The sequence below is a fragment of the Pantoea sp. K16 genome, assembly GCF_048452805.1.
Taxonomy (GTDB): Bacteria; Pseudomonadota; Gammaproteobacteria; order Enterobacterales; family Enterobacteriaceae; genus Pantoea; species Pantoea agglomerans.
The window spans coordinates 41,419-65,963 of record NZ_JBLWNV010000016.1 but is presented as its reverse complement, the minus strand read 5'-3'; the positions used below and the strand labels follow the sequence as shown (position 1 = coordinate 65,963).

General features: G+C 55.6%; 26 protein-coding genes. 18 read left to right on the top strand and 8 right to left on the bottom strand.

Annotated elements, in window-relative coordinates:
• Positions 1-107 precede the first annotated feature (107 nt).
• From envC to ACK13D_RS19265, 4 genes are all read left to right on the top strand, one after another.
• On the top strand, positions 108-1,409 hold the full coding sequence (gene envC, locus ACK13D_RS19280) for a murein hydrolase activator EnvC (protein ID WP_418796992.1): 1,302 nt from the start codon (positions 108-110) through the stop codon (positions 1,407-1,409).
• Between the two features lie 3 nt (positions 1,410-1,412).
• Positions 1,413-2,315: a divergent polysaccharide deacetylase family protein gene (locus ACK13D_RS19275; RefSeq protein ID WP_052271778.1), complete on the top strand. Its 903-nt coding sequence runs from the start codon at positions 1,413-1,415 to the stop codon at positions 2,313-2,315.
• Positions 2,316-2,419: 104 nt separating this feature from the next.
• Positions 2,420-3,649, top strand: a complete 1,230-nt coding sequence (locus ACK13D_RS19270) for a glycosyltransferase (protein ID WP_010258244.1) — start codon at positions 2,420-2,422, stop codon at positions 3,647-3,649.
• A complete protein-coding gene (locus tag ACK13D_RS19265; protein ID WP_172608058.1) occupies positions 3,642-4,553 on the top strand; it encodes a hypothetical protein in 912 nt (303 codons plus the stop codon). Before ACK13D_RS19270 ends, ACK13D_RS19265 begins: the two co-directional genes overlap by 8 nt.
• Positions 4,554-4,581: 28 nt before the next feature.
• Here the strand turns inward: ACK13D_RS19265 and tdh are convergent, their stop codons facing one another.
• Positions 4,582-5,610, bottom strand: coding sequence for an L-threonine 3-dehydrogenase (tdh, locus tag ACK13D_RS19260; RefSeq protein WP_010258251.1), 1,029 nt, complete (start codon positions 5,608-5,610; stop codon positions 4,582-4,584).
• A gap of 10 nt (positions 5,611-5,620) precedes the next feature.
• On the bottom strand, positions 5,621-6,817 hold the full coding sequence (locus ACK13D_RS19255) for a glycine C-acetyltransferase (protein WP_031292635.1): 1,197 nt from the start codon (positions 6,815-6,817) through the stop codon (positions 5,621-5,623).
• Between the two features lie 230 nt (positions 6,818-7,047).
• On the opposite strand from ACK13D_RS19255, the gene rfaD reads away from it, so the two are divergent.
• The 11 genes from rfaD (at position 7,048) to coaD (ending at position 18,314) form a co-directional block, all read left to right on the top strand.
• A complete protein-coding gene (gene rfaD, locus ACK13D_RS19250; RefSeq protein ID WP_010258257.1) occupies positions 7,048-7,980 on the top strand; it encodes an ADP-glyceromanno-heptose 6-epimerase in 933 nt (310 codons plus the stop codon).
• A gap of 17 nt (positions 7,981-7,997) precedes the next feature.
• Positions 7,998-9,053, top strand: a complete 1,056-nt coding sequence (rfaF, locus tag ACK13D_RS19245) for an ADP-heptose--LPS heptosyltransferase RfaF (RefSeq protein ID WP_010258260.1) — start codon at positions 7,998-8,000, stop codon at positions 9,051-9,053.
• Positions 9,041-10,018, top strand: coding sequence for a lipopolysaccharide heptosyltransferase RfaC (gene rfaC, locus ACK13D_RS19240; protein ID WP_089415158.1), 978 nt, complete (start codon positions 9,041-9,043; stop codon positions 10,016-10,018). The genes rfaF and rfaC overlap by 13 nt, the downstream gene beginning before the upstream one ends.
• Positions 10,015-11,091, top strand: a complete 1,077-nt coding sequence (locus ACK13D_RS19235; protein ID WP_050680319.1) for a glycosyltransferase family 9 protein — start codon at positions 10,015-10,017, stop codon at positions 11,089-11,091. Before rfaC ends, ACK13D_RS19235 begins: the two co-directional genes overlap by 4 nt.
• Before the next feature lie 9 nt (positions 11,092-11,100).
• On the top strand, positions 11,101-12,105 hold the full coding sequence (locus ACK13D_RS19230) for a glycosyltransferase family 8 protein (RefSeq protein ID WP_418796991.1): 1,005 nt from the start codon (positions 11,101-11,103) through the stop codon (positions 12,103-12,105).
• A gap of 327 nt (positions 12,106-12,432) precedes the next feature.
• The gene (locus ACK13D_RS19225; protein ID WP_191914759.1) at positions 12,433-13,419 is read left to right on the top strand and encodes a glycosyltransferase; all 987 of its coding nucleotides are present in this window, start codon (positions 12,433-12,435) and stop codon (positions 13,417-13,419) included.
• Positions 13,420-13,492: 73 nt separating this feature from the next.
• Positions 13,493-14,569 (top strand): putative lipopolysaccharide heptosyltransferase III, encoded by a 1,077-nt coding sequence (gene rfaQ, locus ACK13D_RS19220; protein ID WP_418796990.1) that lies wholly within the window; start codon positions 13,493-13,495, stop codon positions 14,567-14,569.
• A complete protein-coding gene (locus ACK13D_RS19215; RefSeq protein WP_010258274.1) occupies positions 14,562-15,695 on the top strand; it encodes a glycosyltransferase family 4 protein in 1,134 nt (377 codons plus the stop codon). Before rfaQ ends, ACK13D_RS19215 begins: the two co-directional genes overlap by 8 nt.
• Positions 15,696-15,787: 92 nt before the next feature.
• Positions 15,788-17,062 (top strand): lipid IV(A) 3-deoxy-D-manno-octulosonic acid transferase, encoded by a 1,275-nt coding sequence (gene waaA / locus ACK13D_RS19210; protein ID WP_010258275.1) that lies wholly within the window; start codon positions 15,788-15,790, stop codon positions 17,060-17,062.
• The gene (locus tag ACK13D_RS19205; protein ID WP_052271773.1) at positions 17,062-17,838 is read left to right on the top strand and encodes a glycosyltransferase family 2 protein; all 777 of its coding nucleotides are present in this window, start codon (positions 17,062-17,064) and stop codon (positions 17,836-17,838) included. The genes waaA and ACK13D_RS19205 overlap by 1 nt, the downstream gene beginning before the upstream one ends.
• Positions 17,835-18,314 carry a pantetheine-phosphate adenylyltransferase gene (gene coaD / locus ACK13D_RS19200; protein ID WP_010258279.1) on the top strand — a complete coding sequence of 160 codons (480 nt, stop codon included), beginning with the start codon at positions 17,835-17,837 and terminating at the stop codon, positions 18,312-18,314. The genes ACK13D_RS19205 and coaD overlap by 4 nt, the downstream gene beginning before the upstream one ends.
• Here coaD and mutM read toward each other — a convergent pair.
• The 4 genes from mutM to radC form a co-directional block, all read right to left on the bottom strand.
• Positions 18,311-19,120, bottom strand: a complete 810-nt coding sequence (gene mutM / locus ACK13D_RS19195) for a bifunctional DNA-formamidopyrimidine glycosylase/DNA-(apurinic or apyrimidinic site) lyase (RefSeq protein ID WP_010672095.1) — start codon at positions 19,118-19,120, stop codon at positions 18,311-18,313. The genes coaD and mutM overlap by 4 nt on opposite strands.
• Before the next feature lie 69 nt (positions 19,121-19,189).
• Positions 19,190-19,357 (bottom strand): 50S ribosomal protein L33, encoded by a 168-nt coding sequence (rpmG, locus tag ACK13D_RS19190; protein ID WP_003024094.1) that lies wholly within the window; start codon positions 19,355-19,357, stop codon positions 19,190-19,192.
• A gap of 19 nt (positions 19,358-19,376) precedes the next feature.
• Positions 19,377-19,613: a 50S ribosomal protein L28 gene (gene rpmB / locus ACK13D_RS19185; protein WP_006121249.1), complete on the bottom strand. Its 237-nt coding sequence runs from the start codon at positions 19,611-19,613 to the stop codon at positions 19,377-19,379.
• Between the two features lie 241 nt (positions 19,614-19,854).
• The gene (radC, locus tag ACK13D_RS19180; RefSeq protein WP_010258361.1) at positions 19,855-20,511 is read right to left on the bottom strand and encodes a RadC family protein; all 657 of its coding nucleotides are present in this window, start codon (positions 20,509-20,511) and stop codon (positions 19,855-19,857) included.
• Between the two features lie 180 nt (positions 20,512-20,691).
• On the opposite strand from radC, the gene coaBC reads away from it, so the two are divergent.
• The 3 genes from coaBC to slmA all read left to right on the top strand — a co-directional run bounded on the left by coaBC (position 20,692) and on the right by slmA (position 23,065).
• Positions 20,692-21,912, top strand: a complete 1,221-nt coding sequence (gene coaBC, locus ACK13D_RS19175; protein WP_029519510.1) for a bifunctional phosphopantothenoylcysteine decarboxylase/phosphopantothenate--cysteine ligase CoaBC — start codon at positions 20,692-20,694, stop codon at positions 21,910-21,912.
• Positions 21,890-22,348, top strand: coding sequence for a dUTP diphosphatase (gene dut, locus ACK13D_RS19170; RefSeq protein ID WP_022624903.1), 459 nt, complete (start codon positions 21,890-21,892; stop codon positions 22,346-22,348). The genes coaBC and dut overlap by 23 nt, the downstream gene beginning before the upstream one ends.
• 120 nt (positions 22,349-22,468) lie before the next feature.
• Entirely contained in the window at positions 22,469-23,065 is a 597-nt protein-coding gene (gene slmA, locus ACK13D_RS19165) for a nucleoid occlusion factor SlmA (protein WP_010258372.1), read from the top strand.
• A 35-nt stretch (positions 23,066-23,100) separates the two neighbouring features.
• On the opposite strand, the gene pyrE is transcribed toward slmA, so the two are convergent.
• Together pyrE and rph are read right to left on the bottom strand one after the other, a co-directional pair.
• Positions 23,101-23,742, bottom strand: coding sequence for an orotate phosphoribosyltransferase (gene pyrE / locus ACK13D_RS19160; protein ID WP_010258375.1), 642 nt, complete (start codon positions 23,740-23,742; stop codon positions 23,101-23,103).
• 49 nt (positions 23,743-23,791) lie between these two features.
• On the bottom strand, positions 23,792-24,508 hold the full coding sequence (rph, locus tag ACK13D_RS19155; RefSeq protein ID WP_010258378.1) for a ribonuclease PH: 717 nt from the start codon (positions 24,506-24,508) through the stop codon (positions 23,792-23,794).
• Between the last annotated feature and the right edge of the window lie 37 nt (positions 24,509-24,545).

Below are 24,545 nucleotides of genomic sequence, written 5' to 3'. Positions count from 1 at the left end.
GCGTAAGGCTTAATCCATGTCATTGTGAAAGTGGACATAACTGGAAAAGCAAATGCCAGTGGGGAGCACTGGTAAGCGGCGGTTCATCGTGGAATAATCATTGGCCTATGAAGGGAAAAACAACCGTTTCGCACACAAGGACCCGTCCCAACGGCGATAACCTGCCGTTGTTCACACACTTGTCCAGCCTCTCCCTTAGCCTGCTTTGTGCGGGGGCACTGTTATTGCCTGCCGCCGCCGTTAGTGCAGAAGACAGCAAATCTCAGCTGCAATCTATTCAGCAAAACATCGCTGAAAAAGAGAAAAGCGTTAAAGCGCAAAAGTTGCAGCGCAGCAAATTACTGGATCAGTTGCAGAGCCAGGAAAAAATCATCGCTCAGGCGAGCCGTCAGTTGCGTGACACCCGCAATAGCCTCAACGCCCTGAATGACGAAATCAAACAGCTTGCCACCTCCATCGCCCGCCTTGAAAAACAGCAAACCCAACAGGAAAACCTGCTTTCAGAGCAGCTTGATGCGGCGTTTCGTCAGGGTAAGCACAACGGTGTACAGCTGTTGATGGGCGGTGAAGAGAGCAAGCGCAGCGAGCGTATTCTGGCCTATTTCGGCTATCTGAATGCGGCGCGCCAGAAAAGTATCGAATCGCTGCAACAGACGCGTCAGGATTTGGCTCAGCAACGCGCCACGCTGGAGCAGAAGCAACAGCAGCAGAAAGGCTTATTAGCGCAGCAGCAGGGCCAGCAGCAGAAGCTGCAACAGGCGAGCGAAGCGCGGAAAAAAACCCTGACGACACTGGAAAGCGCGCTGGAAAAAGATCAGGCCGATCTGGTCGAGATGCGTCAGAACGAAAGCCGTCTGCAGGATAAGATCGCCCGTGCGGAACGCGAGGCGCGCGAGCGCGCCGCCCGTGAAGCGCGTGAGGCGGAAAAAGTGCGTCAGCGTCAGGCGCAGGCGAAAGCCAAAGGCTCCAGCTATCAGCCGACCCAGAGCGAACGCGAACTGGTGGCGCGCACCGGTGGACTCGGTCGCGCGGGCGGGCAGGCCTTGTGGCCGGTACGCGGACGCATTGAACATCGCTTTGGTGAACAGCTGCAGGGTGAACTGCGCTGGAAAGGACTGGTGATTGATGCGCGCGAAGGTACCGAGGTGAAAGCTATCGCCGATGGCCGCGTGCTGATGGCCGACTGGTTACAGGGCTACGGCCTGGTGGTCGTGCTGGAACATGGTAAAGGCGATATGAGCCTGTATGGCTATAACCAAAGTGCGCTGGTGAGCGTGGGTACGCAGGTGAAGGCAGGACAGCCTATCGCACTGGTGGGCACCAGTGGTGGCCGCGGTACTCCGTCGCTCTATTTTGAAATCCGACGTCAGGGACAGGCCGTCAATCCACTCCCGTGGTTAGGAAAATAGGTTTTGCTGCAACTTCGAAAAATCCCCGTTCTGTTGAGCGCCCTGCTGTTCAGCTACGCTGCGCAGGCGGGCAAACTGGCCATTGTCATCGATGACGTAGGCTATCGCCCTGCCGAAGAGAACAAGGTCCTGCAGATGCCGCAGGCCATTTCAGTGGCGGTTTTGCCCAACGCGCCACATGCCCGTGAAATGGCCACCAAAGCGCACCAGAGTGGTCACGAAGTGTTGATCCATCTGCCCATGGCGCCGCTGAGCAAGCAGCCGCTGGAAAAAGATACCTTAACGCCGGAGATGAGCAGCGAAGAAGTTACCCGCATCATGCGCAATGCGGTTAACAACGTGCCTTATGCCGTAGGTCTGAACAACCATATGGGCAGCAGGATGACCTCCAGCCTGCCCGGCATGCAGAAAGTGATGCAGGCGCTGAACCACTACAATCTCTACTTTCTGGATAGCATGACCATCGCTAACAGTCAGGCTGTTCCTGCCGCACAGGGCACCCAGGTCAGGGTATTAAAACGCCGGGTATTTCTGGATGACAGCCAGGATATTAATGCCATCCGCCAGCAGTTCAGTCGGGCGGTGAAACTGGCGCAGCGCGACGGTTACGCCATTGCCATTGGTCATCCCCACCCTAACACCGTGCGGGTGCTGCAGCAGATGTTACCCACATTGCCAGCCGACGTTACGCTGGTTCGTCCCAGTCAGCTGCTGAACGAATCACTGCACAGCGGCTCACGGCCGCCTGTGGCGCCGGCAAAACCGGTGACACCGCGCTTCCAGCCTGCAGACCTGTGTAAACCGAAACAGCCGCTGGCGCCGGTTCCTGCCACCCGAGCCTTAACGGTAATAGCTGAAAGTGTGAATAACAGCCCGCTGTTTAACACGCTAAAAAATCTGTTCTGAATTTGCTATGAATGCTAAGTGTTCAGCTTAGCGTTCATTTATACGCAGAAATTACTATAATCCTGGGTCGGGCGATAACGTGCTGTGCGGGAACAGTGATAGGGATGACGATTATTAAACAAAAAATCCTGCTGCTGGATAACGGCAGAGAGTGGGGCGGCGGCACCAACAGTATGCTGGAGCTGTTGAAGCGTATCGATCGTCAAAAGTTTGATATCACCTGCTGCTTCTATCACAACTACAGCCGTGGCAACGACGAAACCATTGAGGCCACGCTGAATGCGCTGGCTATCCCGGTCTTTTTTATTCCGCAAATCAGGCAGCCACGCTGGGCAAAGTTTGTTAAAGAAGTCGCGCGGGCACTGCTGTTTTTTAATAAAAAGCTCAAGAAGCGCGCCATCGATCAGATTGATACTCACTGGCGCATTATGCCCAATGCCAGCAAAATCAATTCACTGCTGCAGCTGGGAAAGTTTGACACGCTCTATATGAATAACCAGCCCAGCACCAATGTGGAAGGTTATCTGGCGGCGCGCAGCCTGGATGTTGCGGTAGTGCAACACTGCCGTATCGATCCGGTACTGGAACCGCGGCTGGTCAGCATGGTCAATCAGGATTGCCAGGCGATCATTGCCGTGTCACAGGGCGTGAATAACACCCTGCGCAGCCACGGTGTTGATGCGGAACGCTGTTTTACCGTCAATAATGCTATCGACATCCACCAGCCTCTGCCCGACCGCCTTGAAGTACGCCAGCGCTTTAAACTCTCCCCTTCGACCTTTGTGTTCGGCACGATTGGCTCGCTGATATTGCGTAAATCTAATCACCATATTCTGCAGGCGCTGGGCCGTTTTAAACGTGCTAATCCCGATGCCGACTGGAAGATGGTGGTTGTTGGAGCGGGTCCGGAACTTCAGCATCTGCTGCAACTCGCTACCGCAGAGAACATCCAGCAGCATGTGGTCTTTACGGGCTTTCAGAACAACGCGCTGGATTACCTCACCGCCTTTGATGCGTTTATCCTTGCCTCACGCAGTGAGGGATTACCAAGGGTTGTGCTGGAGGCGATGCTGGTGAATACCGCCGTAGTGGGATCCCGCGTGGTCGGCACTGCCGAATTGATCAGTCATGACGAAACCGGGCTGCTGTTTGATTATGGCAACGTGGTGCAACTGACCCAGCATCTGACCGCGCTGTGGCAGGATGCGGATTTACGTCAACGCCTGATCAATGCGGCAGCGAAACGCGTACGTGAACAGTACGCTATTGAAACTTATATCAGCGGCGTCGAGAATATTTTGCAAAGCGTCGTGAAAAAGAAACCTCATGCTTAATTTTTTAAATCCCCGTTATCGCCATATCAGGGCGAGTCATAACCTGCCTTATTCGCAGAAAGAGGTTCAGGGCACTGTACCGGTCACTTCTGTCGTGATCCCCTGCACCGGCGCGGACTATATCGAAGAAGCCCTGCTCAGTGCCGATTTTGCAGCGCGCTTTGCGACAGAGGCTGAAGAGATCGTGATTGTCAGCGATCAGCCGGCTCACGCCTTTGGCAGCCTGCCAGTAAAAACCCGCGTGGCGACGCTGGATGTCCCGCATCGGGAAGAGAGTTATCGCTACAAGCAGATCTATCGCAGTCGTTTGATTAAATTGCAGGCGCCCTTACAGGCTAAAGGCGACGGCATTCTGATGATCGATTCCGACCTCAATCTGCTTAAGATGCCCGAGATTATGATGAAGCCCGGCCATCTCTATTCCAGTTTTCGTCAGGGGAAAATGATTGCCAAGCTGGCTGATGCGCCGGAAGAGGCGATTCCCGCCTACTACGCGCACAGTATCCGGCCCTGGCTGGTGGATCACGTGAATGGGGCTTACCTGGCTGCCACCCGTGAAGTCTGGCAGCGCATTTCGCCGCTGTGGCTGACGCTGTTTAATGATACCTGGAATTTAATGAACGACAGCCAGCCGCCTACTGACCAGCTGCCGCTGGCGGTATTGCTGGACATGCTGGATATTAAAACCGTCAATCTGGGCGAATGGGCTAACTGGCCGGTCTCAAAGAAAATTGGCGGTCAGTCGGCGGTGATCCCGCCTGAAGTGGTAGGCGCACATGGCGGCTTTCCGCTGTCGGAATGGCAAAAATACCTCGCCAATCCGCAACAGCCGCTGAACTTCAAAGGCCAGGACTACACGCGCAAAGTGCGCTACCTGACCGATGAAGAGAAAAAACAAAGTTAATCATGCGGCCGCCCTGGCGGCCGTTGTTTTAATCCCAGCTCAGTATCACCTTTCCCGAGCGTCCAGAACGCATCTCATCAAAGCCCTGCTGGAAATCGTCGATTCCATAGCGATGGGTAATAACCGGCGTTAAATCAAGCCCGGACTGGATCAGCGCCGCCATTTTATACCAGGTTTCAAACATCTCCCGGCCATAAATGCCCTTTATAAAAAGCCCTTTGAAGATCACCTGGTTCCAGTCGATCGCCATTTCACCCGGCGGGATGCCCAGCAGTGCAATCCGCCCTCCGTGGTTCATTACCTCCAGCAATGAACGGAAGGCAGGCGGTGCACCAGACATCTCCAGTCCGACATCAAATCCCTCCGTCATGCCCAGCGAGTGCATCACGTCTCGCAGATCCTCATTCGCCACATTGACCGCGCGCGTGACGCCCATTTTGCGCGCCAGTGACAGACGATACTCATTGATGTCCGTGATCACCACGTTACGTGCGCCGACATGGCGACAGACCGCGGCGGCCATGATGCCGATAGGACCCGCGCCGGAGATCAGCACATCCTCACCCACCAGATCGAACGACAGCGCGGTATGCACGGCGTTGCCGAATGGATCAAAGATTGCCGCCAGCTCATCGGAAATGTTGTCCGGAATTTTGAACGCATTGAAGGCCGGGATAACCAGATACTCCGCAAAGCAGCCCTGGCGGTTAACGCCTACACCCATTGTGTTACGGCATAAATGCGTTCGCCCGGCACGGCAATTGCGGCAATGTCCGCAGGTAATGTGCCCCTCGCCCGAGACCCGATCGCCAATCGTAAAGCCTTTCACTTCCTGTCCTATCGCAACCACTTCCCCCACATATTCATGACCGACAATCATCGGTACCGGAATGGTTTTGCGCGACCAGTCATCCCAGTTGTAGATATGGACATCGGTACCGCAGATAGCGGTTTTGCGAATCTTAATCAGCAAATCGTTGTGGCCCGGCTCCGGAACCGGCGCATCGGTCACCATCCAGATGCCCGTTTCCTTCTTGAGTTTGGCGAGTGCTTTCATGACGGACTCCTCAGGCGATAACGCCCAGTTGTTTGCCGATACGGGTAAAGGCCGCCACCGCACGTTCCAGCTGTTGCTGGGTATGCGCCGCAGAGATTTGGGTGCGAATGCGTGCCTGACCTTTTGGCACCACCGGATAGAAGAAGCCGGTAACGTAGATGCCTTCCTGTTGCAGCAGGCGGGCGAACTCCTGGGCGACGCTGGCTTCACCCAGCATCACCGGGATAATGGCGTGATCGGCTCCCGCCAGCGTAAAGCCCGCCGCCGTCATCTGCTCCCGGAAGTAACGGGCGTTGTCCCACAGACGCTGACGCAGCCCGTCGCCTTCACTGAGCAGATCCAGCACCCGCAGCGAGGCGGCAACAATGGCCGGGGCCAGCGAGTTAGAGAACAGATAGGGACGGGAACGCTGGCGCAGCCACTCCACCACTTCTGCTTTTGCGGCGGTGTAGCCACCGGAGGCGCCACCCAGCGCTTTACCCAGCGTGCCGGTAATGATGTCGACCCGGCCCATGACGTCGCAATATTCATGGGTTCCGCGTCCGGCGTTCCCGACAAAGCCCACCGCATGGGAATCATCCACCATCACCAGCGCAGAGAACTCGTCGGCCAGATCGCAGATAGCGGGCAGATTCGCAATCACCCCATCCATTGAGAAGACCCCATCGGTGGCGATCAAAATATGACGCGCGCCTTTATCGCGCGCTTCCTGCAAGCAGGCGCGCAGCTGCGCCATATCGTTATTGGCATAGCGGTAACGCTGCGCTTTGCACAGCCGGACGCCATCGATAATGGAAGCGTGGTTCAGTGCATCAGAGATGACGGCATCCTGCGCATCGAGCAGGGTTTCAAACAGGCCGCCATTGGCATCGAAACAGGAGGAGTAAAGAATGGCATCCTCCATGCCGAGAAAGTCTGCCAGCCGCTTTTCCAGCTGCTTATGACTATCCTGCGTGCCGCAAATAAAGCGCACCGACGCCATACCAAAACCATGCGAATCCATCCCCTCTTTCGCCGCCTGAATCAGCGCCGGATGGTTCGCTAAACCTAAGTAGTTATTGGCACAGAAGTTAATCACCGCCGGAGCGCCGCCAACCGCGATCTCCGTCTGCTGGGCAGAGGTGATGATCCGCTCCTGTTTAAACAGTCCTTCCTGACGTGCATCATCAAGTTGCTGACGAAGTTGTTGATAAAATTGCGCAGGCATCATTGCTCTCCTCAGATGGCAAAAATCTGGCATATCTTACTGAACAGGCCGCTTCTTCACGATAAATCGCCCAACAGAATGTCATTTTTGCAGCATAGTTCACGCCGCAAGGATGTACGCACAAAGCGTTACAGAGTCATCTGGCTGTCTGCACCCTGATGAAATGTTATGATGTGAGGTATTCGTGTGTGAAACCTCCTGTTTCACCCCACAACGTTGAAGGTAACAACATGATTATCGTAACTGGCGGCGCAGGAATGATTGGCAGCAACATCGTCAAAGCGCTGAACGATCGCGGTCACACCGACATTCTGGTGGTGGATAATCTGAAGGATGGCACCAAGTTTGCCAATTTAGTCGACCTGGATATCGTCGATTACATGGACAAAGAAGAGTTCCTGATGAGCGTGATGGCGGGCGATGATTTAGGCCCGATCGAAGCGGTGTTCCATCAGGGCGCCTGCTCCTCCACCACCGAGTGGGATGGCAAGTACATGATGGAGAACAACTATCAGTACTCCAAAGAGCTGCTGCACTTCTGTCTTGAGCGCGAGATCCCGTTCCTCTACGCCTCTTCCGCAGCGACCTACGGCGGACGCAACGAGAATTTCATTGAAGAGCGTCAGTATGAGCAGCCGCTTAATGTTTATGGCTACTCTAAGATGCTGTTCGACCATTACGTCCGTCAGATGCTGCCGGAAGCGAACTCGCCGGTATGCGGCTTCCGCTATTTCAACGTCTATGGACCGCGTGAAGGCCACAAGGGCAGCATGGCAAGCGTGGCCTTCCATCTGAACACGCAGATCAGCAACGATGAAAATCCAAAACTGTTTGAAGGCAGCGACGGCTTTAAACGTGATTTCATCCACGTTGATGATGTTGCGGAAGTGAACCTGTGGTGCTGGGAAAATGGCGTCTCCGGGATTTACAACTGTGGCACAGGCCGCGCCGAGTCCTTCCAGGAAGTGGCTGACGCAGTACTGAAGTTCCACCAGAAAGGTCAGATCGAGTACATCCCGTTCCCGGAAAAACTCAAAGGACGGTACCAGGCCTATACTCAGGCCGATCTCACTAAGCTGCGTGCCGCCGGCTACGACAAGCCATTTAAAACGGTGGCGCAGGGCGTCGCTGACTATATGGTCTGGCTGAACCGTAACGCATAAAGGAAGCTGCTCCGGCGATGAAAATTCTGGTAATCGGCCCGTCGTGGGTCGGCGATATGATGATGTCGCAAAGTCTCTATCGCACCCTCAAGGCCGAACATCCCGATGCGGTGATTGACGTGATGGCACCTGCATGGTGCCGTCCGTTGTTGTCACGCATGCCGGAGGTGAATCAGGCGCTGGCGATGCCACTTGGGCATGGCGCGCTGGAAATCGGTGAGCGTCGCCGGTTGGGCAAAGTGCTGCGCGCCAGTCACTACGACCGCGCTTATGTGCTGCCTAACTCCTTCAAGTCGGCGCTGGTCCCCTTCTTTGCCGGAATAAAACGCCGCGTCGGCTGGCGCGGTGAAATGCGCTATGGCCTGCTGAATGATTTGCGCGTGCTGGATAAAGCCGCATTTCCACTGATGGTTGAGCGCTACGTTGCGCTGGGCTACGACACACCTGTTGCGTCGGCGGCGCAGCTGCCTCAGCCGCTGTTGTGGCCAAAACTGCAGGTTGAAGAGCAGGAAAAAATTGAAACGGCCGCACAGTTTCAGCTCGCCGCGACCCGTCCGGTCATCGGTTTTTGTCCGGGCGCTGAATTTGGTCCGGCCAAACGCTGGCCGCACTATCACTACGCCACGCTGGCCCGCCAGTTGATTGCTGAAGGCTTTCAGATCGTGCTGTTTGGCTCCGCCAAAGATCGCCCGACCGGCGAAGAGATTATCGCGGCGCTGCCCGAAGAGGCTCGCGGCCACTGCCGTAATCTGGCGGGTGAAACCCAGCTGGAACAGGCGGTGATTCTGCTGGCACAATGCCGTGCCGTGGTCAGCAACGACTCAGGCCTGATGCATATCGCCGCGGCGCTGGATCGTCCACTGGTGGCGCTCTATGGACCAAGCAGCCCTGACTTTACGCCGCCGCTGGCAAAGCAGGCGCGAATTATTCGCCTGATTACCGGCTATCACAAAGTGCGCAAAGGCGATGCCGAACAGGGCTATCACCAGAGCCTGATCGATATTCAGCCTGAACGCGTACATCAGACGCTGAGCGAACTGCTCGCGCCACAGGAGGTGCCATGCACGTCCTGATTGTTAAAACTTCATCAATGGGCGATGTGCTGCATTCGCTCCCGGCACTGACCGATGCAATGCATGCCATTCCCGGCATCCGTTTCGACTGGGTAGTGGAAGAGAATTTCGCACAGATCCCTGGCTGGCATCCCGCAGTAGATAAGGTGTTACCGGTTGCGATTCGCCGCTGGCGCAAACACTGGTTTGGCAGTCAGCAGCGTGAAGAGCGCGTGCTGTTTAAGCGCGCGTTACAGTCACGTGAGTACGATATCGTGATTGATGCACAGGGCCTGATCAAAAGTGCCGCGCTGGTCACCCGCTTATCGAAAGGGGTGAAACATGGGCAGGACAGCCGTAGCGCGCGTGAGCCGTTCGCCAGCTGGTGGTATGACATCCGCCATGAGGTCAGTAAGCGACAGCACGCGGTTGAGCGGACGCGCGAACTGTTCGCCAAAAGCCTGGGCTATGAAAAGCCGAAAAGTCAGGGTGACTACGCCATTGCCGGACACTTCCTGCATCATCTGCCCGCTGACGCACATCATTACCTGGTCTTTCTGCATGCCACAACGCGTGACAACAAGCACTGGCCGGAATCACACTGGCGAGAGCTGATTGAGCTGATGCAGCCCAGCGGGTTGCGGGTGAAATTGCCCTGGGGTGCTGAACATGAGCATCAGCGTGCGCAGCGCCTTGCAGAAGGATTTGAGCATGTCGATGTACTGCCTAAGCTGACGCTGGAAGCGATAGCACAACAGCTGGCGGGCGCACGGGCGGTGGTCTCAGTGGATACCGGATTGAGCCATCTGACGGCGGCACTGGATCGCCCCAACCTCACGCTGTATGGTCCGACCGATCCTGGACTGATTGGCGGTTACGGGCAGAACCAACAGGCACTGAGCGCCCCGAATCATAATCTGGCAGAGCTGACTGCTGACACGGTGGCAGAGAAACTGCGGGCCGTTATTACGGAAAACATGCCATGAACTATGTGCTGATCTACCTGCTATTGCTGCCTTTCCGGGCCATAATGCGGCTGTTTTACCGGCCAACCGGACGCAGCCTGATCATCCAGACGGCGAAGATTGGTGATTTTATTAATATCACCCCGATGCTGCGTGCGCTGGGTCAGTCTGAGTTGCTGATCAGCAAAGCGGTGGAGCCGCTGGCGCGTCACGATGACACGGTCAGCCGCTATTTCCTGATTGAAGAGGCGAAGCGCAGCTTTTTTGCCAAACTGAAGCTCGCGTTCACTCTGATGAACCGCTATGACAACGTCTATCTGGTGCAGCCAAACAGCGTGAACCTGTTTTTCGCCGCGCTCTGCAACGCATCGAACAAGCAGTTTCTGCGCACCTATGTGCGTAAGTCCTACCATAAGACCTTCTATCGCAGCGCCAGCGGTATTGTCGACCACACCAAAACGGATTTAACGCTCGACAGCTACCTGAAGCTGATTAATCGTGACTACCGCTACACCGATTTTCCTAAGCATGCGACCTCACCGCTCTGGCAGCCGCCTGCGCCGCCCGCCGCGCTGCTTAATCCGCGCAGCGGTATTAAAATTGGCATCAGTATTTCTGCTGGTAACCGGGCTAAAACCATTCCTGCCAGCATCTGGCAGCAGCTGATGGCGTCGCTGGCTGACCTGCCCTGCACCTTTTATGTGTTTGGCCCACCGGCTGAGCAGCCGTGGCTGGATGAGTTACTGAGCCTGACCGGCCCGAAAGACAATATCGTCAGTCTGATTGGTGAGCTAAAACTGGAAGAGGTTCCGTGGGCCATTGCACAGATGGATTTCTACATCTCCTCTGACTCTGGCAATGCTTATATTGCGGATGCGCAGCAGATACCGGTGATCATGCTTTACGGGCCGTGTGAAGTCCGGGAACAGCGTCCGGTCAATAACGTTTTGTTTATCGGACCGGATAATATTGCTGCGTCGACGTTCGTTTTTGCCACCCGTTTTCAGTTTGATCAGCCTGCTGAAAAATTATTCGGGCTGGATCACGATAAACTGACTAGAATACAAACGTTTATTACTCATAATCTGGAATAGTGAAGCGTAATGGCAATTACCCCTCTTGCTGAGGCCGTTCAGCAAAGTCAGCTGCTGGTTAACACGCTTGCTGACACGGATGATAATCCGGTTCATGTTGCGTTTGGCATCAACTACGCCTACGCGCGTGGCCTGGGCATTACGTTGTTTTCACTTCTCAGCCATCATCCTGATACCGCTTTCCACGCCCATGTTTTTTCAGACTCGCTTTGCGAAGAGGATGTGGAAAAACTGCGTTCACTGGCCACGGGCCATCGTCTGGCGATCACGCTGCATATCTTTAACCGTGCCTGGGTTGATCAGCTGCCTGCGGTCGGACGCTATCCCAAAAGTATCCACTACCGTTTCCTGATCCCGGAAACCGTAGCGAGCTACAGCGATCGGGTGATCTATATTGATGCTGACACCCTGGTGGTGGGCGACTACTCTCGCCTGTTCACGCTGGATATCACTGATTACACGCTGGCGGCCTGTAATGACACACCGCGAGCGCGACATAACCAGTGCGCAAGGCTGGGGCTGAAGCACCACCACTATTTCAACTCCGGCTTTATGCTGATTAATATTCCACGCTGGCTCGAAAGGCAGACCACCGCGCGCATTACCGACGTGCTGGTAACGCGGGGCGCAGAGTTTGGTTTTCCCGATCAGGATGCGCTGAATATCGTGCTGGAGGATGAGGTCCTGATCCTGCCAGACCGCTATAACCACATTTACGACATCATCGCCAATAAAGTCTGGGATCACACGGGCGTGCCTGAAGAGACAGTGATGATTCACTACACCGGTAAATGCAAACCCTGGCATGCATGGGCTGGCAGCGATCTTTCCCACCGCTACTACAGCTATTACCAGCGCTCACCCTGGGCTTCACAACCGCTTGATACACCAAAGCATTATAAAGAGATGAAGCGATTCGCCCGCGTAAAATGGCATCAGAAACAGTATGCTGAAAGCCTGAGCTGGATGATGAAGTATGTCAGTCTCAAGTTTTTTAAACAGAGTGAGCAATAGCACACTCAGGTTTATCAGATTGATGCGGGCGCTGTTATTTCAGCGCCTGACTTTCCCGTCACTTATCCCGCCGGCTGTTTGCCACGACCTCTGTAATAACGACGCTGACAGCAAGCCAGCATAATAATCTGTTTACCTGCGCGATCACATTGCGTAAAAAAAGCGCATATAGCGCATTATTATTGTCGGGCGTGGTTTTTAGTAAAGCAGGGATGCAACATCGTTTTATAATTGTGAACTCCCTGATTTCACTCTGCTGATTTGGAAATGATTTATGACGAGGCAACGCCCTTTCGCAGTGAATACAATGCTGGTGCAGATATTGTCATGAGTACTTCTCCTCTGCTGAGTATCATTACCCCGATGTACAATGCGGGCAGCATGTTTGATGAGTTCATGCAGTCACTGCTGGCGCAGACGCTGACTCTGCTTGAGATCATTATCGTCGATGACGGTTCAACCGATGGCTCAGGCGAGCGCGCCGATCAGTATGCACAGCAGCATTCTCACATTCGTGTGATACATCAGGAAAATGGCGGCGTCTCGCGCGCCCGCAACGCCGGACTGGCGATTGCCCGCGGGAAATATGTCACCTTCCCTGATGCGGATGACACCATGCAACCCGATATGTATCAGACGCTGGTGACGCTGGCGGAGGCAGATAATCTGGATGCGGCACAGTGCAACGCCGAGTGGTTTTTCAAACACAGCCAGCGGGTAAAGCCGCTGATTCCGCTGGATCGCCTGCGCAGCACGCCGGTGCTGAGCGGTGCCGACTGGCTGAATACCGCGCTAAAAACCCATCGTTATATGCATGTGGTCTGGCTGGGCATCTATCGCCGGGAACTGATTGAGCAGCATCAGTTGCAGTTTGAACCCGGCCTGCATCATCAGGATATTCCCTGGACCACCGAGTTTATGCTGCTGGCAAAACGCGTGCGTTATACCGAAGCGGTACTCTATCGCTACTATATGCACGACGCCTCAATCAGCAATCGCAAACGTACCGGCGAGCGCAACGTAGAGTATCAGCGTCACTACATGAAGATTGCGCGACTGCTGGAAGAGCTCAATGACCGCTATCGTGACCGCGTGAAGATCTACCCGTCGTTTCACTATCAGGTGACCCATGAAGCGCTCAGCGTTTGCCACAGTGTAAGACGTGAGCCTGACGCCCGCGCACGCCAGGCAATCATTGCCGAGCTGTTCGCCACCCGGACACACCTGCGCATGTTACGCAACGCCCGGGGAATTAAGCAGTGGTATCAGTTGCTGTTGTGGCTGGCCCGGCTCTATCGCTGGCGTGATAAATAACCTTTGAGGCTGGCTTTATCCTAAAAAGGGTTTGCCCTACAATCGGTTCACTGAATTCTGAGAACTCTTGTTTATGGCCAGCCTGACTCCAGCAAACATCTCTCCAAAAAATATATTACTGATTAAGCTGCGCCATCATGGTGACATGCTGCTCACAACGCCCGCCATCAATGCGCTTCATGAGCGTTATCCGCAGGCCAGCATCGACGTGTTGCTCTATCAGGAGACGCGTCCGATGCTGGAAGCGCATCCGGCTATCCGCCATTTGCACGTCATCGATCGTAAATGGAAGCAGGAGGGCACCTGGCGCAAGCTGGGCCATGAGCGTGCATTAATTCGCGCCATACGTGACGCACATTATGATCTGGTGATTAATCTGGCCGATCAGTGGCGGGCTGCCCTGATTACGCGTCTCTCCGCGGCGCCAGTACGTATCGGTTTCGCTTTTAAAAAACGTGATAACGTCCTGTGGCGATGGTGTCACAACCAGCTGGTCTCCACACACAATCACAGCAAGCTGCATACCGTTGAGCAGAATATGTCGGCGCTGGCACCCCTCGGCATCAGCAGCGACGGCGCACGTGTCTCAATGCACTACAGCGACGCTGACCAGCAAATTTTGCTGACCCGACTGGCAGAACACCAGGTAACCGCGCCCTATATTGTGGTGCAGCCGACCTCACGCTGGGGCTTTAAATGCTGGGAAGAGGAGAGTGTTGCCGCCACGCTCGATCAGCTGGCGCAGCCGGGCCGCAAAGTGGTGCTGACCGCCGGGCCGGACAAACAGGAGCTGGCAATGATCAACCGCATTCGGGCACTGTGTGCGTCGCCGGATGTGGTTTCGCTGGCCGGTCAGTTTACTCTGCCGCAGCTGGCGGCGCTTATCGATCATGCCCGGCTGTTTATTGGTGTCGACTCTGCACCAATGCACATGGCCGCCGCACTTGAAACGCCCTGTATTGCGCTGTTTGGCCCGACCAAGCTGCAGCACTGGCGGCCATGGGGCGACAATAATCATGTCATCTGGGCGGGGGATTATGGCCCGCTGCCCTCACCCGATTCCATCGACACCAAAACAGACCAGCGTTATCTGTCGGCCATTCCGGTGAAGGATGTGGTCGCGGCAGCGAGGAGCTATCTGAATGAGTAAGTTACGGCTGGCGATTGTCCGGCAGAAATATCGTCCGGATGGCGGTGCCGAGCGTTTTATCTCACGCGCGCTGGAAGCGCTGGGCAGCGAGCAGCTCGATCTCAACATCATTACCCGCAGCTGGCAGGGCACACCCAACCCTGACTGGCATCTGCATATCTGTAATCCTGCAAAGCTGGGCCGGGTATCCCGTGAGCGCGGTTTTGCCCGTGCAGCACGCGCCTGCTGGGAGCGCGAAAAGTTCGATATTGTGCAAAGCCACGAGCGCATCGCGGGCTGTGATATTTTTCGCGCGGGTGATGGTGTTCATCGCGTCTGGCTGGAACAGCGCGCCCGCATCGTCTCATCGTGGCAACGACTGAGTGCTGTGCTCAGCCCTTATCATCGCTATGTCCTGCAGGCGGAAGCGGAGATGTTTAACTCTCCGACGCTGAAAGCGGTGATCTGTAATTCTGAGATGGTAAAGCGCGATATCCTGCGCTGTTTCTCGCTCGACGCCGGAAAAATCCACGTTATTCATAATGCTATCGATGCCAGCCGTTTCCAGCCCGCCACGGAAGCTGCACGTCGCGCCACCCGTCAGCAGCTGGCGCTGCCCGATGCGGCCACCGTACTGATTTATGTCGGCTCCGGCTTTGAACGCAAGGGGTTGAAAGCGGCGATACAGGCGCTGGCTGCCAGCGACCGTTATCTGATTGTGGTGGGTCAGGATAAGCAACTGCAGCGGTATCAGCAGCTGGCAAATCAGCTTAACTGTCTGGACCGCCTGCGCTTTGTCGGCGTACAGCAGGATGTGCAGCCGTTCTATCACGCGGCTGATGGCCTGCTGCTGCCCACCCTCTACGATCCTTTTCCTAATGTGGTACTGGAGGCGATGGCCTGCGGCTTACCGGTGATTACCAGCACTGGCTGCGGTGGCGCAGAATTTATTACCGCTGGTCAGGAAGGCTTCGTCTGTGATGCGTTGGATATCAACGGGTTAAATCAGGCTGTTAATGCATTACCGGCGCTTTCCGTCGATTCACGAATGGGTGACGCGGCGCGGCGCAAAATTGAACCTTATGGTCCACAACGGCTGGCGCAGGCGCTGACTTCGCTTTATCAGCAGGTCCTGAGCAGCAACTGACAATGTGGGATGAGTGCATGCGGGGTTTCTGATAACATGCCGCCATCTGATTTTAATCTGCTTTTAGACGCGAATTTGCTGTAACGGTAACTATGACGACCTTTTACACCGCATTGCTCTACTTAATTCAGCCACTGATTTGGCTGCGCCTGTGGCTGCGCGGTCGTAAAGCGCCTGCCTATCGCAAACGCTGGGCAGAACGCTATGGCTATTGTGTCGGCAAAGTTAAGCCCGACGGCATTGTGCTGCACTCGGTCTCTGTGGGTGAAACCCTGGCCGCGATCCCGCTGGTGCGTGCTCTGCGTCATCGTTACCCGACCCTGCCGATTACCGTCACCACCATGACGCCTACCGGCTCTGAACGCGCGCAATCTGCATTTGGCAAAGATGTGCATCACGTCTATCTGCCTTATGATCTGCCGGGTTCGATTAATCGTTTTCTGGATACGGTCAACCCACGCCTGGTGATCATCATGGAAACCGAGCTGTGGCCGAATATTATCCGCATTCTGCACCAGCGTAATATTCCGCTGGTGATCGCCAATGCCCGCCTCTCGGCCCGATCGGCCAAAGGCTACCGCAAGCTGGGTAAATTCATGCGCCGGCTGTTGCAGAGCATCACGCTTATCGCGGCGCAGAATGCGGAAGATGGCGACCGTTTCCTGAGCCTGGGCCTGAAACGTTCTCAACTAACGATTACCGGCAGCCTGAAGTTTGATATTTCCGTGACGCCAGAACTGGCCGCCAGAGCGGTGACGCTGCGTCGTCAGTGGGCGCCGCGCCGTCCGGTGTGGATCGCCACCAGCACGCACGAAGGCGAAGAGGCCATTGTGCTGGATGCCCATCGCCGCCTGCTGCAGACCTTCCCGGATCTGCTGCTGATTCTGGTGCCCCGCCATCCCGAGCGTTTTAACGATGCCCGTGAACTGACGCAGGAACGCGGCTTCAGTTTTATCCTGCGCAGCAGCGGCGAGATCCCGTCTGGCTCAACGCAGGTGGTCATCGGAGATTCAATGGGCGAACTGATGCTGCTATACGGCATTGCCGATCTGGCCTTTGTCGGCGGCAGCCTGGTTGAACGGGGTGGACACAACCCGCTGGAGCCTGCTGCCCATGCGCTTCCGGTTCTGATGGGACCCCATATCTGGAACTTCAAAGATATCTGCAGCAAGTTGCAGGAAGGCCAGGGGCTGATCACCGTCACCGACGTGATTTCGCTGGAAAAAGAGGTCACCAACCTGTTACAGGATGATGATTACCGCCGTTATTACGGACGTCATGCGGTAGACGTGCTGCACCAGAATCAGGGTGCGCTACAGCGTCTGCTACAGTTACTCGAACCGCATCTGCCACCACGGGCCCACTAATGTCAGCACGCCAACGTCTTTCCGTGGTGATGATCGCCAAAAACGAAGCGGAACTGCTGCCTGAATGCCTGGCCTCGGTCAGCTGGGCCGATGAAATTATCGTGCTGGACTCAGGCAGCCATGACAACAGTGTCGACATCGCCACACAGGCTGGGGCGAAGGTCTACCTCAATGATGACTGGCAGGGCTATGGTATCCAGCGCCAGCGCGCGCAGCACTATGCCACCGGCGACATGATTCTGATGATCGATGCGGATGAACGCGTGACACCTGAACTGCGCGCCGCGATTGAGCAGGTACTGGTCGCGCCACCCAGCCGTACGGTTTATAGCCTGGGCCGCAGTAATCTGTTTCTCGGCCGCTTTATGCGCCATAGCGGCTGGTATCCTGACCGAGTAATGCGACTCTATCCTCGCACCTTCCGCTACAATGACAATCTGGTGCATGAATCACTGCAGAGTGACGGCGCGCCAGTGGTGGCATTACCCGGCGATCTGCAGCATCTGACCTGCCGCGATTTAATCGCCTTTCAGCGCAAGCAGCTGGCCTATGCCGAAGCCTGGGCTACGGAACGCCATCGGCGCGGTAAGCGTTGCAGCCTGTTTTCTCTGTTCAGCCATACGCTGGGCGCGTTTATGAAAACCCTGCTGCTGCGTGCCGGTTTTCTCGACGGAAAACAGGGCTGGATTCTGGCGGTGGTCAATGCGCAATATACCTTCAATAAATATTCAGCCCTCTGGGCGCTGAATCATGCTTCGGCAAAAGGGCGAGTATGATCACGAAAGCCATCTATCCCGGAACGTTTGATCCTGTGACGCTCGGCCATCTCGACATCGTGACGCGGGCAGCGCAGATGTTTGATCAGGTCATTCTGGCCGTTGCCGCCAGCCCCAGCAAAAAACCAATGTTCAGCCTGGATGAGCGCGTGGCGCTGGCCGGTGAAGTGATAGCCCATCTGCCCAACGTTGAAGTGGTCGGATTCAGCGACCTGATGGCGAATTTCGCCCGTGACCAGCAGGCGAATGTGCTGGTTCGTGGCTTGCGTGCAGTGTCAGACTTTGAATATGAAATGCAGCTGGCGCAGATGAATCGTCACCTGCTGCCAACGCTGGAGAGTGTTTTCCTGATGCCGTCTGAAGGCTTCTCGTTTATCTCATCTTCGCTGGTCAAAGAGGTGGCGCGTCACGGCGGCGATGTTACCGCCTTCCTGCCCGCGCCGGTGCATCAGGCATTGCTGGCTAAACTGGCTTAATGCTGGCAGTTCGGGCACCAGTAGGTGCTGCGCTGCCCGTGTCTGCCGCTGACAATCGGCGTACCGCATGCCCGGCAGGGTTCGCCTGCCCGCCCATAAACCTGTAACTGCTGTGCAAAATAGCCGGGTTTACCGTCGGTCTGTAAGAAGTCACGCAGTGTGGTTCCGCCCTGCTCAATGGAGCGTAACAGCACCGCTTTGATGGTATTGACCAGCAGTTCCGCTTCGGCCTGCGACAGACTGCCGGCAGCACGATCGGGAATGATCCCGGCGGTAAACAGTGACTCGCTGGCGTAAATGTTGCCCACGCCCACCACCACTTTGTTATCCATCAGCCACTGCTTGATGAGCGTCCGCTTGCCGCGTGACTTCTCAAACAGGTAAGCGCCGTCAAACTCCTCGCTAAGCGGCTCCGGCCCGAGATGTGCCAGCACGCTGCTGCCCGCCAGATCGCTGCTCCAGAGCCATGCACCAAAGCGGCGCGGGTCGGTGTAGCGCAGCACTTTGCCGTTGCTCATGACCAGATCAACATGGTCATGCTTCGCCGCTGGCAGCTCTTCTGACAGCACGCGCAGGCTACCGGACATGCCAAGGTGGATAATGATCCAGCCATGCGGCAGCTCCAGCAGCAGATATTTCGCCCGGCGCTGCACACTGAGCACCGGCTGATCGCTCAGCGCCAGGATCTCCTGCGAAACAGGCCAGCGCAAACGTGAATTACGCACCACGGCGTGAAGGATGGTTTCACCGACCAAATGCGGTTCGATACCGCGACGGCTGGTTTCAACCTCTGGCAACTCTGGCATACCCTCTCCTCAGCGTTTTACACAAACAAAAAACCCGGCCGGAGCCGGGTTTTTAGCAGAACACTAAAATTACTTAATTTTAGCTTCTTTGTAGAGCACATGCTGACGTACAACCGGATCGAACTTTTTCAGTTCCAGCTTCTCTGGTTTAGTACGTTTGTTCTTCGTGGTGGTATAGAAGTGACCTGTACCAGCAGAGGAAACCAGCTTGATCTTCTCACGAATACCTTTAGCCATGATTCAGTTCCTTAGTACCTTAGTACTTCTCACCACGGGCACGCATATCGGCTAACACCGTATCAATGCCCTTTTTATCAATAATACGCATACCTTTAACAGATACACGCAGAGTAACGAAGCGCTTCTCGCTCTCAACCCAAAAACGGTGTGAGTGCAGGTTCGGAAGGAAACGGCGTTTCGTCGCGTTCATTGCGTGGGAACGGTTGTTACCCGTCACCGGACGCTTTCCAGTTACCTGGCAGACTCGTGACATGTCAATATCTCCAAAAATCAAATCAGCTCGAGCTTTAAAAATTAGGTTTGGGCCGCCTCGTCAGGCTTGCAGCCCGCCAGGCGAATTCCATGGAACCCGCTAAGCTGGCCTAACCGCCAAACCCGAGATTCTCAAAGGTGGCGTAGTATACGCCGCTCAGCCCAAGTGCTCAAGTCCCGAACAGATAAAGATCCCGAATGATCGGGCAAAAAGCCGCCACCTGGCGTGAAATTTCCCCCTGTCAGAGCCATCCCCGCTCGGCAAAGGAGACATATTCGCCATGACCAATCACCAGATGATCGAGCAGACGGATGTCGAGTAGCTGGCAGGCTTCGCTGACTTTATGGGTCACTTCACGGTCTGCACGGCTCGGCTCCGCCATGCCCGACGGGTGATTATGCGCCAGTATCAGAGCGGCAGCATTGAGCTTCAGCGCTTCCCGGACGATCTCGCGGGGGTGAACTTCCACGCTGTTAATGGAACCAGAGAACATATTTTGTGCCCGCAGCACCCGATGCTGATTATCCAGAAACAGTGCCATAAAGATCTCACGCTCCTGATGGGCTAACAGACTTTGCAGATACTGGCGCGTGATTTGTGGATTTTCCATTGCGCTTTCGCGGGCCAGCTTACTGGCGAAAAAACGCTTCGCCAGTTCGGCAATCGCATGAAGTTGTGCCAGCTTGGCATCGCCGACCCCTTTGATTTCACCGAATGCCGCTTTGTCTGACGTCATGAGCTGATAAAGCGAGCCAAAACCGTCCAGCATCTGTCCGGCCAGCTCCAGGACGTTCTGTCCAGGCGATCCGGTACGGAGAAAAATGGCCAGTAGTTCGGTATCGCTGAGGGCATGCGCACCCAGCTTCCGGAGTTTTTCCCGTGGTCCCTTTATTTTCATGTCCGCTCTCCCTGAGATGAGCCTCAGCATGGCCCATCATGAAGAGTGCAGCTATCAGTGAAGCTGCAATCTACGAGACGGCTCGCAAACGCAGTCAGTGAAAAGGCGCATCCGCGCTTTTGTGATAAAGTCCGTGCATTCGCCGCCGCGAGCGGCAGAGAGCTTAGTGAGGCCAACATCATGATGGGATTAGCCGGCAAAAAAATTCTTCTTGGCGTGAGCGGCGGTATTGCTGCTTATAAAGCACCTGAGCTGGTGCGCCGCCTGCGCGATCGCGGTGCTGATGTCCGCGTGATGATGACAGAGGGTGCGAAAGCATTTATTACTCCGCTCAGCCTGCAGGCTGTCTCCGGCTATCCGGTATTTGACGATCTGCTTGATCCGGCAGCGGAGGCGGCGATGGGTCATATTGAACTGGCAAAATGGGCCGACCTTATTGTGCTGGCACCGGCCACTGCTGACCTGATTGCCCGTATTACTGCCGGTATGGCAAACGATCTGGTGACGACCGCCGTGTTAGCGACGGCCTCACCCGTGGCAGTGGTGCCCGCTATGAATCAGCAGATGTATCGTGCGGCGGTGACCCAGCATAACCTGCAGAGCCTGCAGGCGCGTGGCGTGCTGATTTGGGGACCGGACAGCGGCAGCCAGGCCTGCGGCGATGTCGGGCCGGGCCGGATGCTCGACCCGCTGGTGATTGTTGACCATGCGGTGCAGTGGGCTACGCCCGTCAACGATCTGCAACATCTCAACATTATGATTACCGCCGGTCCTACCCGTGAGGCGCTGGACCCGGTGCGCTACATCACTAACCACAGCTCCGGCAAAATGGGCTTTGCTATTGCCGCCGCCGCCGCCAGACGCGGTGCACAGGTCACGCTGGTCAGCGGCCCGGTCAACCTGTCTGCGCCAGCGGGTGTGCGGCGAATTGATGTGACCAGCGCGCTGGAGATGCAGGCCGCCGTCATGAGTGAGATAGATAAACAACATATTTTCATTGCAAGCGCAGCCGTGGCAGACTACCGGGCAGCCGATATTGCGGCCGATAAAATCAAGAAACAGGGCGGCGATGATAACGTCACGCTGAACCTGGTAAAGAATCCCGATATTGTTGCCGGCGTCGCTGCACTTCAGGAAAACCGGCCATTCGTCGTTGGATTTGCTGCTGAAACACAGAATGTGGAAGAATACGCCCGGCAAAAACGGGTGCGCAAGAATCTGGATCTGATCTGCGCTAACGACGTCGCTAAAGCCGGACAGGGGTTTAATAGCGACACCAATGCTCTTCACCTTTTTTGGCAGGATGGAGAAAAACGCTTACCGCTCAGCGATAAGTCTCTCCTTGGCCAACAATTAATAGACGAGATTGTCAGCCGTTATGATGAAAAAAATAGACGTTAAAATCCTGGATCCGCGCGTCGGCAAAGAGTTTCCACTGCCGACCTATGCGACTTCAGGTTCCGCTGGGTTAGATTTACGCGCCTGCATTGATGATGTTCTCGACATCGCACCAGGCACCACAACGCTGGTTCCGACCGGCCTGGCAATTCATATTGCCGACCCCGATCTGGCCGCTGTGATCCTGCCGCGCTCAGGCCTTGGCCATAAACATGGCATCGTGCTGGGCAACCTGGTGGGTCTGATTGACTCCGACTATCAGGGACAGCTGATGGTCTCGGTCTGGAATCGCGGCCAGGAAAGCTTCTCGCTGCAGCCCGGCGATCGCATGGCACAACTGGTCTTTGTACCGGTGGTGCAGGCGGAATTTAACCTGGTCGAAGATTTCGACGCCAGCCTGCGCGGCGAAGGCGGCTTCGGCCACTCCGGTCGCCAGTAACCCGCATTACCGACTTTCACTTACGCCCGTTATTTTTTCCTCATCGCCACAGGACGCGTTCCTGTGGCAGATGCGTAGGTGTTGCCTGTTTTTAGGTGAATTTCAGGGGTCTTTAAGGTCATGGCAGAAAAAAAAGTCGCGAAGCGGAATCGTCGCGAAGAGATTTTGCAGGCGCTGGCGCAGATGCTGGAGTCGGGTGATGGCAGTCAGCGCATTACCACAGCCAAACTGGCAGCCACGGTGGGCGTTTCCGAAGCGGCGCTGTATCGTCACTTCCCGAGTAAAACACGAATGTTCGATAGCCTGATTGAGTTTATCGAAGACAGTCTGATTACCCGCATCAATCTGATCCTCAAGGATGAAAAAGAGACCATGACGCGTCTGCGTCTGATCGTGCAACTGATTCTGGGATTTGGTGAGCGTAATCCGGGACTGACGCGCATTCTGACCGGCCATGCATTGATGTTTGAGCAGGACCGACTGCAGGGACGCATCAATCAGCTGTTTGAGCGGATTGAAGTGCAGCTGCGGCAGGTGATGCGGGAACGGAAAATGCGCGAGGGCGAAGCCTTTCAGGCTGATGAGGCGCTGCTGGCAAGTCAGTTGCTGGCTTTCTGTGAGGGTTTACTGTCACGGTATGTCCGTTCTGAGTTTCGTTTCAGTCCTACCGCAGACTTTGAGGCTCGCTGGCCGCTGATTGCCGCGCAGCTGGCGTAAAGCGTAAAAGAAGGCGGGCATTGCGCCCGCCTCTGTTAAATCCCGTACGCTTTCTGATAGGCACGTACCTGAGCCAGATGATCGGCCATCTCAGGCTTCTCTTCCAGCCAGGCAATCAGGTCTGCCAGCGTAATAATTGCGGTCACTTTGCAGCCGTAATCACGTTCCACTTCCTGAATCGCCGACATTTCTCCGCGTCCACGCTCCTGACGATCAAGCGAGACCAGCACGCCTGCCAGAGTGGCGTTGTGCGCACCGATAATATCCATCGACTCACGAATCGCGGTGCCTGCGGTGATCACATCGTCCACCAGCATCACTTTGCCCTGCAGCGAACTGCCAACCAGCAGGCCACCTTCGCCGTGATCTTTCGCTTCTTTACGGTTAAAGCAGTAAGGCACATCGCGGTCATGATGATCCGCCAGCGCCACCGCCGTGGTGGTGGCAATCGGAATGCCTTTATAGGCCGGGCCGAACAGCAGATCAAAATCAACAGCGCCATCCACCAGCGCCTGCGCGTAGAAGCGTCCCAGCAGCGCTAAATCCCGTCCGCTGTTAAACAGACCAGCATTAAAGAAATAGGGGCTTTTACGCCCGGACTTCAAAGTGAACTCACCGAACTTCAGCACCTGCTTGTTCAGGGCAAATTCAATAAACTGACGCTGCCAGGCTTTCATTTCTCACTCCTCAAATAAAGAAAAGGCGACTCTGAGGTCGCCTGTTACATCAATTTTCCAGCGCTGCTTTCTGCGCCTGAATTAATTCCTCAATTCCGCCCCGAGCCAGCGCCAGTAGCGTTAACAACTCTTCATGGCTGAACGGTTCGCCTTCGGCAGTGCCCTGCACCTCGATCATGCGGCCATCTTCCAGCATCACGACGTTCATGTCGGTTTCTGCGGCTGAGTCTTCAACATACTCCAGATCGCACAGCGCTTCGCCTTTGACGATGCCCACTGAAATCGCCGCGACCATGCCCTTCATCGGGTTCGCTTTCAGTTTGCCGCTGGCCACCAGCTTGTTCAGCGCATCAGCCAGCGCCACGCAGGCTCCGGTGATTGATGCGGTGCGAGTGCCGCCATCAGCCTGAATTACGTCACAGTCGAGCGTAATGGTAAATTCACCCAGCGCTTTAAGATCAACCGCGGCGCGCAGTGAACGGGCGATCAGACGCTGAATCTCCAGCGTACGTCCGCCCTGCTTGCCTTTTGCAGCTTCACGCGCCATACGGCTGTGGGTCGAACGCGGCAGCATGCCATATTCGGCCGTTACCCAACCCTGGCCCTGGCCTTTGAGGAAACGCGGAACCCCTTCGTCTACCGAGGCAGTGCAAAGCACTTTCGTTTCGCCGAATTCCACCAGAACGGAACCCTCTGCGTGTTTGGTGTAATTGCGGGTCAATGTGACTGGACGCACCTGTTGTGCGCTACGGCCTGCTGGACGCATGGGTATTCTCCGGCTTGCTAATGATTGGCTGCGCATT

Coding starts and splice junctions, on each gene's coding strand:
- envC (WP_418796992.1), top strand. CDS start 108: ATGAAGGGAAAAACAACCGTTTCGCACACAAGGACCCGTCCCAACGGC.
- ACK13D_RS19270 (WP_010258244.1), top strand. CDS start 2,420: ATGACGATTATTAAACAAAAAATCCTGCTGCTGGATAACGGCAGAGAG.
- ACK13D_RS19265 (WP_172608058.1), top strand. CDS start 3,642: ATGCTTAATTTTTTAAATCCCCGTTATCGCCATATCAGGGCGAGTCAT.
- tdh (WP_010258251.1), bottom strand. CDS start 5,610: ATGAAAGCACTCGCCAAACTCAAGAAGGAAACGGGCATCTGGATGGTG.
- ACK13D_RS19255 (WP_031292635.1), bottom strand. CDS start 6,817: ATGCCTGCGCAATTTTATCAACAACTTCGTCAGCAACTTGATGATGCA.
- rfaD (WP_010258257.1), top strand. CDS start 7,048: ATGATTATCGTAACTGGCGGCGCAGGAATGATTGGCAGCAACATCGTC.
- rfaF (WP_010258260.1), top strand. CDS start 7,998: ATGAAAATTCTGGTAATCGGCCCGTCGTGGGTCGGCGATATGATGATG.
- rfaC (WP_089415158.1), top strand. CDS start 9,041: ATGCACGTCCTGATTGTTAAAACTTCATCAATGGGCGATGTGCTGCAT.
- ACK13D_RS19235 (WP_050680319.1), top strand. CDS start 10,015: ATGAACTATGTGCTGATCTACCTGCTATTGCTGCCTTTCCGGGCCATA.
- ACK13D_RS19230 (WP_418796991.1), top strand. CDS start 11,101: ATGGCAATTACCCCTCTTGCTGAGGCCGTTCAGCAAAGTCAGCTGCTG.
- ACK13D_RS19225 (WP_191914759.1), top strand. CDS start 12,433: ATGAGTACTTCTCCTCTGCTGAGTATCATTACCCCGATGTACAATGCG.
- rfaQ (WP_418796990.1), top strand. CDS start 13,493: ATGGCCAGCCTGACTCCAGCAAACATCTCTCCAAAAAATATATTACTG.
- ACK13D_RS19215 (WP_010258274.1), top strand. CDS start 14,562: ATGAGTAAGTTACGGCTGGCGATTGTCCGGCAGAAATATCGTCCGGAT.
- waaA (WP_010258275.1), top strand. CDS start 15,788: ATGACGACCTTTTACACCGCATTGCTCTACTTAATTCAGCCACTGATT.
- ACK13D_RS19205 (WP_052271773.1), top strand. CDS start 17,062: ATGTCAGCACGCCAACGTCTTTCCGTGGTGATGATCGCCAAAAACGAA.
- coaD (WP_010258279.1), top strand. CDS start 17,835: ATGATCACGAAAGCCATCTATCCCGGAACGTTTGATCCTGTGACGCTC.
- mutM (WP_010672095.1), bottom strand. CDS start 19,120: ATGCCAGAGTTGCCAGAGGTTGAAACCAGCCGTCGCGGTATCGAACCG.
- rpmG (WP_003024094.1), bottom strand. CDS start 19,357: ATGGCTAAAGGTATTCGTGAGAAGATCAAGCTGGTTTCCTCTGCTGGT.
- rpmB (WP_006121249.1), bottom strand. CDS start 19,613: ATGTCACGAGTCTGCCAGGTAACTGGAAAGCGTCCGGTGACGGGTAAC.
- radC (WP_010258361.1), bottom strand. CDS start 20,511: ATGAAAATAAAGGGACCACGGGAAAAACTCCGGAAGCTGGGTGCGCAT.
- coaBC (WP_029519510.1), top strand. CDS start 20,692: ATGATGGGATTAGCCGGCAAAAAAATTCTTCTTGGCGTGAGCGGCGGT.
- dut (WP_022624903.1), top strand. CDS start 21,890: ATGATGAAAAAAATAGACGTTAAAATCCTGGATCCGCGCGTCGGCAAA.
- slmA (WP_010258372.1), top strand. CDS start 22,469: ATGGCAGAAAAAAAAGTCGCGAAGCGGAATCGTCGCGAAGAGATTTTG.
- pyrE (WP_010258375.1), bottom strand. CDS start 23,742: ATGAAAGCCTGGCAGCGTCAGTTTATTGAATTTGCCCTGAACAAGCAG.
- rph (WP_010258378.1), bottom strand. CDS start 24,508: ATGCGTCCAGCAGGCCGTAGCGCACAACAGGTGCGTCCAGTCACATTG.